Consider the following 14,639-nt stretch of genomic DNA (forward strand, 5'->3'; position numbering starts at 1 on the left):
CTCAGGCGTCCGTCAGGGCGGAGATCACCAGATCGCAACTGCGCTGGCCATACGCGGTCAGCACGGTGCGGATCTGCGCAAAGTCACGGGCGATCACGGCCGCGAGCAGGCGCTCGAACAGTTCCAGGTATTCGCTCATCGACGCCTTGCGCTGGTCCAGGGCAAGGAAATAGGCACGGCTCATGGCCGGCTGCAGATTCTCGACGGTTTCCTGCAGGTACGGGTTGTTGGCAAACCCGTACGTGGCGCGCATCACGTTGAAACTGTCGTCGACGAAGGTGTGGATGTCCTGGCGCTCGTAGCTGGCGGTCAGGCGCTGCTGGATTTGCACGAACGGCGCCAGGTCGGCCTGGACTTTCCAGCCGCTGGCAACGGCGTTGGCCAGCAGGATGTACATCTCGCTCATCAGCGTGCACAGGCTCTGCACCTTGTGCGGCGTGAGCTCGGTGACGTGGGCGCCACGTCGCGGCAGGATTGCGATCAGGTGCCGACGCTCGAGGATCAGCAAGGCCTCGCGGACCGAACCACGGCTGACATTGAGGGCCAGCGTGACCTTCTGTTCCTGGATGCGCTCCCCGGGCTTCATTTCGCCGCGAATGATGCGTTCGGCGAGGTGGTGAGCGATTTGCTCGGCGAGGCTGTCCGGCGCCTTGAACGTCATGGTTGTCCTTCAAACTCTTTGATCCGTACAAGCGGCGCAGTGTAGCGCAATTGCTGCGTCAGGGCGCAGTGCCCGCCCGTAATGTTGTTCACTTAAGCAAAGTGATTCTTTGTGGGAGCGAGCTTGCTCGCGATGGACTCAAGCGCGCCGCGTTTAGCCAGTAAATACGCGTTATCGTTAACGACCATCGCGAGCAAGCTCGCTCCTACAGAGGACCACATTCGCTTAACTGAACAGCATTAGAGTGCCCGCCCGGAGGTTTTTGGCACGATTCAAGCAAAAAAGCAGGCTATCGAACCAACGACAATAATTAAGGAACAAGGGGTTGATCGACAAAATGCAATTTCCTGACCTTTAAGTCAGAAAATCATTGACCGAAAAGTCAGACCTGCTAAATTCGGTTCCTATCGGTTAACAACAATAATGAGTCTGCGAGGCCTTCCGTGATCCAGTTTTTACTAAACCAGGAACTCCGTAGCGAGCACGCCCTGGACCCGAACCTGACCGTGCTCAATTATCTGCGCGACCATGTGGGCAAACCCGGCACCAAAGAAGGCTGCGCCAGCGGTGACTGCGGCGCCTGCACCGTGGTCGTCGGCGAATTGCAGACCGATGACGACGGCCGCGAACACATTCGCTATCGCAGCCTCAACTCGTGCCTGACCTTCGTATCGTCCCTGCACGGCAAACAACTGATCAGCGTTGAAGACCTCAAGCACAAAGGTGAACTGCACAGCGTGCAGAAAGCCATGGTCGAGTGCCACGGCTCGCAATGCGGCTTCTGCACCCCCGGCTTCGTGATGTCGCTGTTTGCCCTGCAAAAGAACAGCGATGCACCGGATCATGCCAAGGCCCACGAAGCACTGGCCGGCAATCTTTGCCGCTGCACCGGTTACCGGCCGATCCTGGAAGCCGCCGAGCAGTCCTGCTGCGGCAAGCAGCCGGACCAGTTCGACGCCCGCGAGGCCGACACCATCGCGCGCCTCAAAGCCATTGCCCCCACCGATATCGGCGAACTCAACAGCGGCGACAAACGCTGCCTGGTGCCGCTGACCGTGGCCGACCTGGCGGACCTCTACGACGCTTATCCACAGGCCCGCCTGCTGGCCGGCGGCACCGACCTGGCGCTGGAAGTCACGCAGTTCCACCGCACGCTGCCGGTGATGATCTACGTCGGCAACGTTGCCGAGATGAAACGCATCGACCGCTTTGACGATCGCCTGGAAATCGGCGCCGCCACCGCCCTTTCCGATTGCTACGAAGCCCTGAACGCCGAATACCCGGACTTCGGTGAATTGCTGCACCGCTTTGCGTCCCTGCAGATCCGCAACCAGGGCACCCTGGGCGGCAACATAGGCAACGCCTCGCCTATTGGTGACTCGCCGCCCCTGCTGATCGCCCTCGGCGCGCAAATCGTGCTGTGCAAAGGCGAAACCCGCCGCACCCTGGCGCTGGAAGATTACTTCATCGATTACCGCGTCACGGCGCGCCAGGAAAGCGAGTTCATCGAGAAGATCATCGTGCCCCGCGCCAGCGTCGAAAAACTGTTCCGCGCCTACAAAGTCTCCAAGCGCCTGGACGATGACATTTCTGCGGTGTGCGCCGCCTTCAACATTCGCCTGGAAAACGGCGTGGTCGCTGAAGCCCGCGTCGCCTTCGGCGGCATGGCGGCCATCCCGAAACGCGCCGCCGCCTGCGAAGCCGCGCTGCTCGGTTCGCCCTTCAACAACGCTACTGTCGAACGCGCCTGCGCCGCCCTGAGCGAAGACTTCACGCCGCTCTCGGACTTCCGCGCCAGCAAGGAATATCGCCTGCTCAGCGCGCAAAACCTGCTGCGCAAATACTTCATCGAACTGCAAACACCGCACATCGAGACTCGGGTGACCGCTTATGTCTAATCATCACGCCGTAGAGAAGACCCAAGCCGAATTGGCTGAACTGTTCGCCAAGGACCTGACCACCGGTGTCGGCCGCGCCGTCAAGCACGACAGCGCCGCCAAGCATGTCGCCGGTGAAGCGCAGTACATCGACGATCGCCTGGAATTCCCGAACCAGTTGCACGTTTACGCCCGCATGTCGGACCGTGCCCATGCCCGCATCATCAGCATCGACACCTCGCCCTGCTACGCCTTCGAAGGCGTGCGCATCGCCATCACCCACGAAGACGTGCCGGGCCTGAAGGACATCGGTCCGTTGCTGCCGGGCGATCCGCTGCTGGCGATCGACACCGTGCAGTTCGTCGGCCAGCCGGTGGTCGCGGTGGCGGCGAAAGACCTGGAAACCGCACGCAAGGCGGCCATGGCCGCGATCATCGAATATGAAGATCTGGAACCTGTGCTGGACGTGGTCGAAGCCCTGCGCAAGCGCCACTTCGTACTCGACAGCCACACCCACAAGCGCGGCGATTCGGCCACGGCGTTGGCCACTGCCGAGCATCGTATCCAGGGCACCCTGCACATCGGCGGCCAGGAGCACTTCTACCTGGAAACCCAGATCTCTTCGGTGATGCCGACCGAAGACGGCGGCATGATCGTCTACTGTTCCACACAGAACCCCACCGAAGTTCAGAAGTTGGTGGCCGAAGTACTGGACGTGTCGATGAACAAGATCGTCGTCGACATGCGCCGCATGGGCGGTGGTTTCGGCGGCAAGGAAACCCAGGCGGCCAGCCCCGCGTGCCTGTGCGCGGTGATCGCGCACCTCACCGGCCAGCCGACCAAGATGCGTCTGCCACGGGTCGAAGACATGCTGATGACCGGCAAGCGTCACCCCTTCTATGTCGAGTACGACGTCGGCTTCGACAGCACCGGCCGCCTGCACGGCATCAACCTGGAACTGGCCGGCAACTGCGGTTGCTCGCCTGACCTGTCGGCGTCGATCGTCGATCGCGCGATGTTCCACTCGGATAACTCGTATTACCTGGGCGATGCGACCATCAACGGTCACCGCTGCAAGACCAACACCGCATCGAACACCGCCTACCGTGGTTTCGGCGGCCCGCAAGGCATGGTCGCCATCGAAGAAGTGATGGACGCCATCTCCCGCCATCTGGCCCTCGATCCTTTGGCCGTGCGCAAGGCCAACTACTACGGCAAGACCGAACGCAACGTCACCCACTACTACCAGACCGTCGAGCACAACATGCTCGAGGAGATGACCGCCGAACTGGAAGAAAGCAGCCAGTACGCCGAGCGCCGCGAAGCGATCCGTCGCTACAACGCCAACAGCCCGATCCTGAAAAAAGGCCTGGCGCTGACCCCGGTGAAGTTCGGCATTTCCTTCACCGCCAGCTTCCTCAACCAGGCCGGTGCCCTGGTGCACGTCTACACCGACGGCAGCATCCACCTGAACCACGGCGGCACCGAAATGGGCCAGGGCCTGAACACCAAGGTCGCGCAGGTCGTGGCCGAAGTGTTCCAGGTGGAAATGGATCGCGTGCAGATCACCGCAACCAACACCGACAAGGTGCCGAACACCTCGCCGACTGCCGCGTCCAGCGGTGCCGACCTGAACGGCAAGGCTGCGCAGAACGCCGCCGAAACCATCAAGCAGCGCCTGGTGGAATTCGCCGCTCGCCAGTACAAGGTCAGCGAAGAAGACGTGGAGTTCCACAACGGCCACGTGCGGGTCCGCGATCACATCCTGACCTTCGAAGCGTTGATCCAGCAGGCGTACTTCGCCCAGGTGTCGCTGTCGAGCACCGGGTTCTACAAGACCCCGAAAATCTACTACGACCGCAGCCAGGCCCGTGGCCGGCCGTTCTACTACTTCGCCTTTGGCGCGGCGTGCTGCGAAGTGCTGGTCGATACCCTGACCGGCGAATACAAGATGCTGCGCACCGACATCCTCCACGACGTCGGCGCCTCGTTGAACCCGGCCATCGACATCGGTCAGGTCGAGGGCGGTTTCATCCAGGGCATGGGTTGGCTGACCATGGAAGAGCTGGTGTGGAACAACAAGGGCAAGCTGATGACCAACGGCCCGGCCAGCTACAAGATCCCGGCCGTTGCGGACATGCCGCTGGACCTGCGGGTGAAGCTGGTGGAAAACCGCAAGAACCCGGAAGACACGGTGTTCCACTCCAAAGCCGTGGGCGAGCCGCCGTTCATGCTCGGCATCGCTTCGTGGTGTGCGATCAAGGACGCCGTGGCGAGCCTGGGTGATTACAGGCATCAACCGAAAATCGACGCACCGGCGACTCCGGAGCGGGTGTTGTGGGGCTGTGAGCAGATGCGCCAGTTGAAGGCGGCCAAGGCTGTCGAGGCTGAAACCGAGTTGGCTTCGCTTTAAGACCGAGGTGCGGCCTTCGCGAGCAAGCCCGCTCCCACATTGAAATGCATTCCAAATGTGGGAGCGGGCTTGCTCGCGAAGAGGCCCGAACTGACAACAGAGATGTTGAGGTGAAACATGTACAACTGGATCGACGCCCTCGCCGACCTGCAAAACCGGGGTGAACCCTGCGTGCTGGTGACCATCATCGAAGAGCTCGGCTCCACGCCGCGCAACGCCGGCTCGAAGATGGTCATCAGCGCGAACCAGGCCTTCGACACCATCGGTGGCGGGCACCTGGAATACAAGGCCATGAAGATCGCCCGCGAGATGCTCGTCAGCGGCAAGCAGGACACCCATCTGGAGCGTTTCAGCCTCGGCGCCAGCCTCGGCCAGTGCTGCGGCGGTGCCACCGTTTTGTTGTTCGAACCGATGGGCCAGGTGCAGGCGCAGATCGCCGTATTCGGTGCCGGCCACGTCGGCCGCGCCCTGGTGCCGCTGCTGGCCAGCCTGCCTTGCCGGGTACGCTGGATCGACTCGCGGGAAGAGGAATTCCCCGAACAGATCCCCCACGGCGTGCGCAAGATCGTCAGCGAAGAGCCGGTGGATGAAATCGATGACCTGCCCGCCGGCAGCTATTGCATCGTGATGACCCACAACCACCAGCTCGACCTCGAACTGACCGCTGCGATCCTCAAGCGCAATGACTTCGCCTACTTCGGCCTGATCGGCTCGAAGACCAAACGCGTGAAGTTCGAACATCGCCTGCGCGACCGCGGTTTCGACAACAGCGTCGTGCAACGCATGCGCTGCCCGATGGGCATCGGCGAAGTCAAAGGCAAGTTGCCTGTGGAAATCGCCATCTCCATCGCCGGCGAAATCATCGCCACCTATAACGCGAACTTCGGCCAGCAGACCTCCAGCGCCGAACCGATTGCCAAACTGCTGCCCGCGTCACGCCGCAGCCAAACCGCAAACTTGAAAGCCTCGAACTGAGAATCTCATGCCTTTGACTCGCAAAGCTTACCGCGCCGCCATCCTGCACAGCATTGCCGACCCAGCCGAAGTCGGTATCGAAGCCTCCTACGAGTATTTCGAAGACGGCTTGCTGGTTGTGGATAACGGCCAGATCAGCGCCCTGGGCCACGCCAGCGAATTACTGCCGACCCTGCCGGCGGATATCGAGATCACCCACTATCAGGATGCGCTGATCACCCCCGGCTTCATCGACACCCACATCCACCTGCCGCAAACCGGCATGGTCGGCGCCTACGGCGAGCAATTGCTGGACTGGCTCAACACCTACACCTTCCCGTGCGAAAGCCAGTTCGCCGACAAGGCCCACGCTGACCAGGTCGCGGACATTTTCATCAAGGAACTGCTGCGCAACGGCACCACCACCGCGCTGGTGTTCGGCAGCGTGCACCCGCAATCGGTGAACTCGTTCTTCGAAGCGGCCGAGCAGCTCGACCTGCGGATGATCGCCGGCAAGGTGATGATGGACCGCAACGCCCCGGACTACCTGACCGACACCGCCGAATCCAGCTACGTCGACAGCAAGGCGCTGATCGAGCGCTGGCACGGCAAGGGTCGCCTGCACTACGCCGTCACCCCACGCTTCGCACCGACCAGCACCCCGGAACAGTTGACCCTGGCCGGCCAGTTGCTGACCGAATACCCGGATCTGTACATGCAGACCCACATCAGCGAAAACCTCAAGGAAATCGAGTGGGTCAAGGAGCTGTTCCCCGAGCGCAAGGGCTACCTGGACGTCTACGATCACTACCAGTTGCTCGGCGAACGCTCGGTGTTCGCCCACGGTGTGCACCTGTGCGATGACGAGTGCGCGCGACTGGCAGAAACCGGTTCGGCCATCTCGTTCTGCCCGACCTCGAACTTCTTCCTCGGCAGCGGCCTGTTCAACCTGCCGATGGCCGAGAAGCACAAACTCAATGTCGGCATCGGCACCGATGTCGGCGGCGGTACCAGTTTCTCGCTGCTGCAAACGCTCAACGAGGCGTACAAGGTGATGCAGCTGCAAGGTGCGCGCCTGAGTCCGTTCAAGTCGCTGTACCTGGCCACCCTCGGCGGCGCCCGTGCGCTGCGTCTGGAAGACAAGATCGGCACCCTGCAACCGGGCACCGACGCCGACTTCCTGGTGCTGGACTACAACGCCACGCCGCTGCTGAGCTATCGCCTGAAGCAGGCCAATAACATTGCCGAGACGTTGTTTGTGTTGATGACGCTGGGGGATGACCGGACGGTGTTGCAGACCTATGCGGCGGGGAACCTGGTGCATCAGCGCTAAGGTATTGCGGGCATAAAAAATCCCCCGCCGCTTTTCAGCCCGGGGGATTTTTATTGCCTGTCACACCGCCTTCGCGAGCAGGCTCGCTCCCACAATGGATCTTCAGTGATCCTGGCTTATGTATTCAACACAAAACCCTGTGGGAGCGAGCCTGCTCGCGAAAGCAGCGACGCGGTCTATCAGATTTTCGCCGGCGATCGCCCAGGCTTCTTGGTCTGCAGCAAATGCGAGAACACCGCATGCAGGTCATCCGAAGCACTTTCCTCGTCGAGGTTGAGTTTGCTGTCGATGTGATCCATGTGATGCATCATCAGGTTCACCGCCAGTTCAGCATCGCGCTTCTCGATGGCGTCGATCAACTGTGTGTGCTCATCGTAGGAACAGTGGGAGCGGTTGCCGCTTTCGTACTGGGCGATGATCAGCGAGGTCTGGGACACCAGGCTGCGCTGGAAGCTGATCAGCGGGGCGTTTTTCGCCGCTTCAGCCAGTTTCAGGTGGAATTCGCCCGACAGGCGGATGCCGGCACCACGGTCGCCACGGGAGAAGCTGTCGCGTTCGTCGTTGACCATCTGGCGCAATTCGGCGATCTGCTCGGCGGTGGCGTGCTGCACCGCCAGCTCGGTGATCGCGCGCTCGACCAGACGCCGGGCCATGAACACCTGGCGCGCCTCTTCGACACTCGGGCTGGCAACCACGGCGCCGCGATTCGGACGCAACAGCACCACGCCTTCATGGGCCAGGCGCGACAGGGCGCGGCGAATGATGGTGCGGCTGACCCCGAAAATTTCCCCCAGCGCTTCTTCGCTCAACTTGGTGCCGGGCGCCAGACGCTGCTCGAGGATGGCCTCGAAGATATGCGCGTAGACAATATCGTCCTGGGTACCGCTACGGCCGGCTTTGCCTGCTCGCGGTTGTTTCTTTAGGGGTTGCAACTGTTCGTTCATGGGCACTCGAGTCGGAAGAACTGCGGCGAATTGACCGTGACTGTAATACGGCACAGTGGGTCGCTGGCAAGTATCGCGTAAAAAACACTGCGATTGTACACAATGGATGGTGGCAACACGACTGTACGGCTGAATGTTGCCTCGGCTGTATCGCAACACCTGATTACTTTTGAGTTTAGGCTTTAACGCAGAATCCGCCTTTTGTAATGCAATCCCTGTGGGAGCGAGCTTGCTCGCGATGACGGCGTCACATTCAGCATTCCTGTTGGCTGATCCACCGCTATCGCGAGCAAGCTCGCTCCCACAGGGTTCAGCGTTACTGCGGGCATCTTCATTTGTATAAGGAACACCACCGTCATGAACGACGCCACCCACACGCAAATCCGCCCTCTGGCCGACACCTCGCCCTCGGCCATCGTCGCCGGGTTCATCGCCATGATGACCGGCTACACCAGCTCCCTGGTGCTGATGTTCCAGGCCGGGCAAGCGGCGGGCCTGAGCAGCGGGCAGATTTCTTCGTGGATCTGGGCAATCTCCATCGGCATGGCGGTGTGCTCCATCGGCCTGTCCCTGCGCTTTCGCACGCCGATCACCATTGCCTGGTCGACCCCCGGTGCCGCGCTGCTGATCACCAGCCTGGGCGGCGTTAGCTACGGCGAAGCCATTGGTGCCTATATGACCTGCGCGGTGCTGGTGACGATTTGCGGGCTGACCGGCAGCTTCGAACGGCTGGTGAAGAAAATCCCGGCCTCCCTGGCCGCCGCCCTGCTGGCAGGGATCCTGTTCAAGATCGGCAGCGAGATTTTCGTCGCCGCGCAACACCGCACGGCCCTGGTACTGGGAATGTTTGTCACTTATCTGCTGGTCAAGCGCCTGTCGCCACGCTATGCGGTACTGGCAGCCTTGCTGATCGGCACGGCATTGTCAGGTTTCATGGGGCTGCTGGACTTCAGCGGGTTTCACCTGGAGGTCGCCACGCCGGTCTGGACCACACCGCAGTTCTCCCTGGCCGCGACCATCAGCATCGGCATCCCGCTGTTTGTCGTCGCCATGACGTCACAGAACATGCCCGGCATCGCCGTATTGCGCGCCGATGGCTACACCGTACCGGCCTCGCCGCTAATCACCACCACCGGCATCGCCAGTTTGCTGCTGGCACCGTTCGGTTCTCACGGGATCAACCTGGCGGCGATCAGCGCGGCGATCTGCACCGGTCCGCACGCCCATGAAGATCGCAACAAACGCTACACCGCAGCTGTCTGGTGCGGGATTTTCTACGGGGTCGCCGGCGTGTTCGGCGCAACGCTCGCGGCATTGTTTGCCGCGCTGCCCAAGGAACTGGTGCTGTCGATTGCCGCACTGGCGCTGTTCGGCTCGATCATCAACGGCTTGAGCATCGCCATGAGCGAAGTGAAGGAGCGTGAAGCGGCGCTCATCACCTTCATGGTCACGGCATCGGGGCTGACGCTGTTTTCCATCGGTTCGGCGTTCTGGGGGATTGTCGCGGGGGTGGTGACGCTGCTGATTCTGAACTGTAGGAGCGAGCCTGCTCGCGATGGTCGTCAACGATAACGCTGGAAGCCTGACACCCCGCGGTGTTCTCAGGTTCATCGCGAGCAAGCTCGCTCCTACAAAGAAAAGGCAAAAAAAACGGCGACCCTTGGGTCGCCGTTCTTTTTCAGAACATCAAGCTACCGGATTGATCGGCTTTTCCGGGTACCAGACGTCCAGCAGCGGGCTGACTTCAACGCTGGTCAGCTCGGTGCGGCCTTTGAGCCAGGCTTCAACGGCAGCGCGCTGTTCGGCGCTGACCGAGCCACGCTTCTGCAGGCAAACCAGACCGTAGTCGTCGCCGCCAACATAACCCAGGCCGTTGGCTTCCATGGCTTCTTTGAGGAACGCGTCGAGGAAAGCATCAATGGCTTCATCAGCCAAATCTTCTTTGAAATCCAGGTTCAGTTCGAAACCCAGCTCTTGAAATTCATCGACGCACAGTTTTTTGCGCAGACGCTGGGAACGGTTAGTCGCCATTGGAACAATCCTCTTAAGTAATAACGGGCGGCACTTTAGCAGTTTAAGCCGCCGATTGCCTGACTCTCTGGGCCACCTCGCCTACCGTCGGTAAAAAAATAGCCGATCGGACAGCCCTCGCACGGCACAAGTCGTGACACCTTGGGGCATAATGCCGACACTTTCATGACCATTGAGGGAATTTATCTTCATGCCCTCATCTTATTTCCCCCTCGGCTGTAGGGTTTTATTTCAGATGATCAAGTCTTTGCGTCCATTGCTGTTGGCCGGTTTTCTTCTCCCCCTGGCCCTCCCCGTTTGCGCTGCTCCAATCAATACCGCGTTGTCGCCCAACGTTGAAAAAGCCCTGAAAGCCAGCAAGTTGCAGGACAACGCCCTGTCGCTGGTGATGATCCCGCTCACCGGCCCCGGCACTCCTACGGTGTTCAACGCCGACGTGTCGGTCAACCCGGCGTCGACCATGAAACTGGTCACCACCTACGCGGCCCTGGAAATGCTCGGCCCGAACCACCAGTGGAGAACCGAGTTCTACACCGACGGCACCCTCAGTGGCGGCATCCTCAATGGCAACCTCTACCTCAAGGGTGGCGGCGATCCGAAGCTAAACATGGAGAAACTCTGGCTGCTGATGCGCGACCTGCGTGCCAACGGTGTCACCCAGGTCACCGGTGACCTGGTGCTGGATAAAACCTTCTTCGTGCAACCGCAACTGCCGGAGTTCAATGACGACGGCAACGATGACAACAAGCCGTTCCTGGTCAAACCCGACTCGCTGCTGGTCAACCTCAAGGCGCTGCGCTTCGTTGCGCGCAATGACTCGGGCAAGGTACTGGTCTCGGTGGAACCGCCGATTGCGAGCATCCGCATCGACAACCAGGTCAAGGCCCTCAACTCCAAACAATGCACCGGTGGCGTGCGTTACAACCCGGTGGCGCAAGCCGATGGAACCGTGACCGTTACCGTCGGCGGTCAACTGGGTGAAGGCTGCAGCTCGCAGACTTACCTGTCGCTGCTCGACCACGCGACCTACACCGCTGGCGCCGTGCGCGCGATCTGGAAGGAACTGGGTGGCAGCATCCAGGGCAGGGATGTGCTGGCGCCAACCCCTAAAGACGCCAAGGTGCTGGCCCGTGCGTTCTCGCCGGACCTGGCGGAAATCATCCGCGACATCAACAAGTACAGTAACAACACCATGGCCCAGCAGTTGTTCCTGAGCCTGGGCCAACGTTTCCGCACCGATGCCGATGGTGACGACGCCAAGGCTGCCCAGCGTGTCGTGCGTCAGTGGCTGGCGAAAAAGGGCATCACCGCGCCGCACCTGGTGATGGAGAACGGTTCCGGCCTGTCCCGCTCCGAGCGCGTCAGCGCCCGGGAATTGGCCTCGATGCTCGAAGCGGCGTGGCGCAGCCCGTATGCCGCCGAGTACATCAGTTCGATGCCGATTGCCGGCACCGACGGCACCATGCGCAAGCGCCTGAAGACCACGGCGATGCGCGGTGAAGCCCACGTCAAGACCGGCACGCTGAACACCGTACGGGCGATTGCCGGCTTCAGTCGCGACGTCAACGGCAACACCTGGGCGGTGGTGGCGATCCTCAACGACAAGGCCCCGTTCGGCGCCTCGTCGGTGCTCGATCAGGTGCTGCTCGACCTGTACCGCCAACCGAAAGCGCCGCAGACGGCTTCGGTGTTGTAAAGCACAGCTCTGCCCCTTGTAGGAGCGAGCCTGCTCGCGATGGATTCCAGAGCGCCGCGTACATCCAGTATGTCCGCGTTATCGTTATCGACCATCGCGAGCAGGCTCGCTCCTACAGGGGCAGCGTACAACCCGGGTTAATTCATCTCCTCTTCTACCCGGTCTCGCCCTGCCTGCTTCGCCGCATAAACCCCCGAGTCCGCGCGCAACAGCAAGGCATCGGCGCCCTCCCCGGCGCGCCAACTGGCAATCCCGAAACTGGCGGTGACCGTACCGACGCCTTCAATGGGTGAACTGCGCAGGCTGTGCCACAATTGCTGGGCCAGCACATAGGCATGTTCGCCGCCGATGTCCGGGCACAACACCATGAACTCCTCACCGCCCAGGCGGCAGAACACATCGGTGCGACGCAACCGGTGGCCGATCCGCTCGCACACTGCCTGCAACACCCGGTCACCGATGGCGTGGCCATGCAGGTCATTGATGCGCTTGAAATGGTCGATATCGAGCATGATCACCGACAAATCCCCACCGCCACGCTCCACCCGGACCATTTCGGTGCTCAGGCGCTCCTGGAAATAACGTCGGTTATGGATACCGGTCAGAGAATCGGTGACTGACAACGCACGTAATTCTTCTTCCACCCGCTTCATATCGGAAATGTCCGAGATGTAGCCGTGCCAGAGCACACCGCCACCGGGCAGCTCCTCCGGAGTGGCTTCGCCGCGAACCCAACGCAAACCCCGTAGCGGCAGTTGCACGCGGTACTCCTCGCGCCATGGGCTGAGGGTTTCGGCCGAAGCGCGGATCGAGGCGCGGACACGTGTAGTGTCCTGGGGGTGAATGCGGGTGAAGATCGCTTCGGCATTGAGCAGCAGTACGTCGGGTTCCAGCTCGTAGATATCGCGAATGCCGTCGCTGGCATAGATCACGCTGAAGCGCCCGTCGAATTCCATCTTGAACTGGTAGATGCCGCCGGGCACGTGGGCGCTGAGTTTTTTCAACAGCAGGTCCCGCGCCGCGAGCGCTTCATGGACCCGTTTGCGTTCGGTGATGTCGATGCACACCGCCAGGTGCCCGACCCACAGGCCTTGCTCGTCGAGCACCGGCGTGGCGAGCATGTTGACCATCAGATGGCTGCCATCGCCGCGCACCAGTGTCCACTCCCGCGCCTCGTGACCGCCCTCTACGTCGCCTTCGACCAGCATCGCCTGGCAGGTCGGCACCGGCTTGCCATAGCGCGCGCTCAACTCGGCCGAACGACCGGCCAGCTCCCGGGGCAGGTGCAGGTTCTCCAGGGTCATATGGCCGACCACTTCGGCACTGCTATAGCCGAGCATCTGCTCGGCACCGGCGTTGAACGTGCTGATGACGCCGCGCAGGTCGGTGGCGATGATCGCAACCTGGGTGGCGGCATTCAGCACGCCACGCAACTGACCATGGGTGCCACGCAGCTCCTGTTCCCGATCGCGCAGCTCCTGGGTACGCTGTTCGACCAGTCTCAACGCCCGCTGCCGCTGACTGACCAGCACATAGAGCAAGGCACTGAGCAACAGGCTGAGCAATCCGCCCAACACGAGCAGACTGGTCACGGAGGAATGGTTGGCCTGCACGAACGCGTCGCTGGGCCGGATATCGACTTGATAGTGATGGTCGGCCATGCGCAACAGGCGCGTGGCCGACAGCTCGCTGACGGCTGGCGGGTTGGGCGACTCGAACAGCACTTCGTGCCGGTCGTCGGTGGACAAATCGAGGATGCGTACCGAGAGATAGTCGCGACTCGCTTCCGGCAGTCCGTCCGCCAGCAATTGGCGCATGCTGATCACGGCCATCACATACCCGTAGGGCTTCGTGGCATTGTGGGCCTGTCCGGTGCGCTGCGTGACCGGCGCGACCAGCAGCACGCCGCGCGCATAAGCCGGTTCGATACTCACCAGATGCATCGGTTGCGACACCGCCATGCCGCCACGCCGATCGGCCCGCTCGAGCGTGGCACGCCGCAGCGGCTGGGCCAGCAAGTCGTAACCGAGGGGAGCGCCGAGTTTGCTTTGCGTCTGGCTATACAGCACCGCCACGTACTCATCGCGCTCGCCGGCCAGTTGCAATTGGCCGTCGGCGTTGAGCTCTCTCAGGGTGAAGCTGTTCACGCCCTCGTCTCGCACCCTTCGCTCGAACGCCGCCCGCTCGTCACGAGTGACCCGCTGGGCATAGGAATACGCCTGGGTTCGCAGCAACAAAGGTTGGGTGTAACCGTCGAATTCCGCTCGGGACACCGAACCGGAATTGGCGAAAAACCGGCGCAGGCCGTCGAGGCGCTGCTCCTGATCTTCGAAACGTTCTTCGATACGGCTGTAACGCTCACTGGCCAGCAGTTGGAAGCGTTGCCGCAATTGATGGTGAAACAGATTCAGCGTCGACCACGCCAGCAAGCCGGTGAGCACCCCGCCGATCAACAAAACCAGCAGCGCGACCAGCCAGGCCGAGGCATCTTCGCTGATAAAACCCAGGATCCTGGGGCGCACGGCGTGCAACGACATAAAACGCAACTCAAAACGCCAGGTGCAGGAAAGCCCTTTGGCCCTGAGTGGAGTTATAGCTATTAGCCACTAATTTGACCAGCACCCTGTAGGAGCGAGCCTGCTCGCGATGGATTCGAAAGCGCCGCGTACTCCAAGATATACGCGTTATCGTTGTCGACCATCGCGAGCAGGCTCGCTCCTACAGGGGGGC

10 protein-coding genes are annotated in these 14,639 nt (G+C 61.4%); 6 read left to right on the plus strand and 4 right to left on the minus strand.

What is annotated here, in order from left to right; genetic code table 11:
* Position 1: 1 nt before the first annotated feature.
* Entirely contained in the window at positions 2 to 661 is a 660-nt protein-coding gene (locus tag PPUTUW4_RS18275) for a GntR family transcriptional regulator (protein WP_015096020.1), read from the minus strand.
* Positions 662 to 1,104: 443 nt separating this feature from the next.
* Between PPUTUW4_RS18275 and xdhA the strand changes: the two genes are divergently transcribed.
* The 4 genes from xdhA to guaD all read left to right on the plus strand — a co-directional run bounded on the left by xdhA (position 1,105) and on the right by guaD (position 7,238).
* Positions 1,105 to 2,559: a xanthine dehydrogenase small subunit gene (gene xdhA / locus PPUTUW4_RS18280; protein ID WP_015096021.1), complete on the plus strand. Its 1,455-nt coding sequence runs from the start codon at positions 1,105 to 1,107 to the stop codon at positions 2,557 to 2,559.
* Positions 2,552 to 4,951: a xanthine dehydrogenase molybdopterin binding subunit gene (gene xdhB, locus PPUTUW4_RS18285; protein ID WP_015096022.1), complete on the plus strand. Its 2,400-nt coding sequence runs from the start codon at positions 2,552 to 2,554 to the stop codon at positions 4,949 to 4,951. Before xdhA ends, xdhB begins: the two co-directional genes overlap by 8 nt.
* A 117-nt stretch (positions 4,952 to 5,068) precedes the next feature.
* The gene (gene xdhC, locus PPUTUW4_RS18290; RefSeq protein WP_015096023.1) at positions 5,069 to 5,926 is read left to right on the plus strand and encodes a xanthine dehydrogenase accessory protein XdhC; all 858 of its coding nucleotides are present in this window, start codon (positions 5,069 to 5,071) and stop codon (positions 5,924 to 5,926) included.
* Between the two features lie 7 nt (positions 5,927 to 5,933).
* The gene (gene guaD, locus PPUTUW4_RS18295) at positions 5,934 to 7,238 is read left to right on the plus strand and encodes a guanine deaminase (protein ID WP_015096024.1); all 1,305 of its coding nucleotides are present in this window, start codon (positions 5,934 to 5,936) and stop codon (positions 7,236 to 7,238) included.
* Between the two features lie 179 nt (positions 7,239 to 7,417).
* Here guaD and PPUTUW4_RS18300 read toward each other — a convergent pair whose 3' ends face one another.
* On the minus strand, positions 7,418 to 8,182 hold the full coding sequence (locus tag PPUTUW4_RS18300; RefSeq protein WP_007971481.1) for a GntR family transcriptional regulator: 765 nt from the start codon (positions 8,180 to 8,182) through the stop codon (positions 7,418 to 7,420).
* 357 nt (positions 8,183 to 8,539) lie between these two features.
* Between PPUTUW4_RS18300 and PPUTUW4_RS18305 the strand changes: the two genes are divergently transcribed.
* Positions 8,540 to 9,754: a benzoate/H(+) symporter BenE family transporter gene (locus tag PPUTUW4_RS18305; protein WP_015096025.1), complete on the plus strand. Its 1,215-nt coding sequence runs from the start codon at positions 8,540 to 8,542 to the stop codon at positions 9,752 to 9,754.
* A 114-nt stretch (positions 9,755 to 9,868) separates the two neighbouring features.
* On the opposite strand, the gene PPUTUW4_RS18310 is transcribed toward PPUTUW4_RS18305, so the two are convergent.
* Positions 9,869 to 10,213, minus strand: coding sequence for a YggL family protein (locus PPUTUW4_RS18310; protein WP_007971486.1), 345 nt, complete (start codon positions 10,211 to 10,213; stop codon positions 9,869 to 9,871).
* Positions 10,214 to 10,448: 235 nt separating this feature from the next.
* On the opposite strand from PPUTUW4_RS18310, the gene dacB reads away from it, so the two are divergent.
* A complete protein-coding gene (gene dacB / locus PPUTUW4_RS18315) occupies positions 10,449 to 11,909 on the plus strand; it encodes a D-alanyl-D-alanine carboxypeptidase/D-alanyl-D-alanine-endopeptidase (protein ID WP_015096026.1) in 1,461 nt (486 codons plus the stop codon).
* Positions 11,910 to 12,046: 137 nt separating this feature from the next.
* Here dacB and PPUTUW4_RS18320 read toward each other — a convergent pair whose 3' ends face one another.
* Positions 12,047 to 14,446: a diguanylate cyclase gene (locus PPUTUW4_RS18320; RefSeq protein WP_015096027.1), complete on the minus strand. Its 2,400-nt coding sequence runs from the start codon at positions 14,444 to 14,446 to the stop codon at positions 12,047 to 12,049.
* Positions 14,447 to 14,639: the final 193 nt, after the last annotated feature.

This window comes from Pseudomonas sp. UW4 (genome assembly GCF_000316175.1).
GTDB lineage: Bacteria > Pseudomonadota > Gammaproteobacteria > Pseudomonadales > Pseudomonadaceae > Aquipseudomonas > Aquipseudomonas laurylsulfatiphila.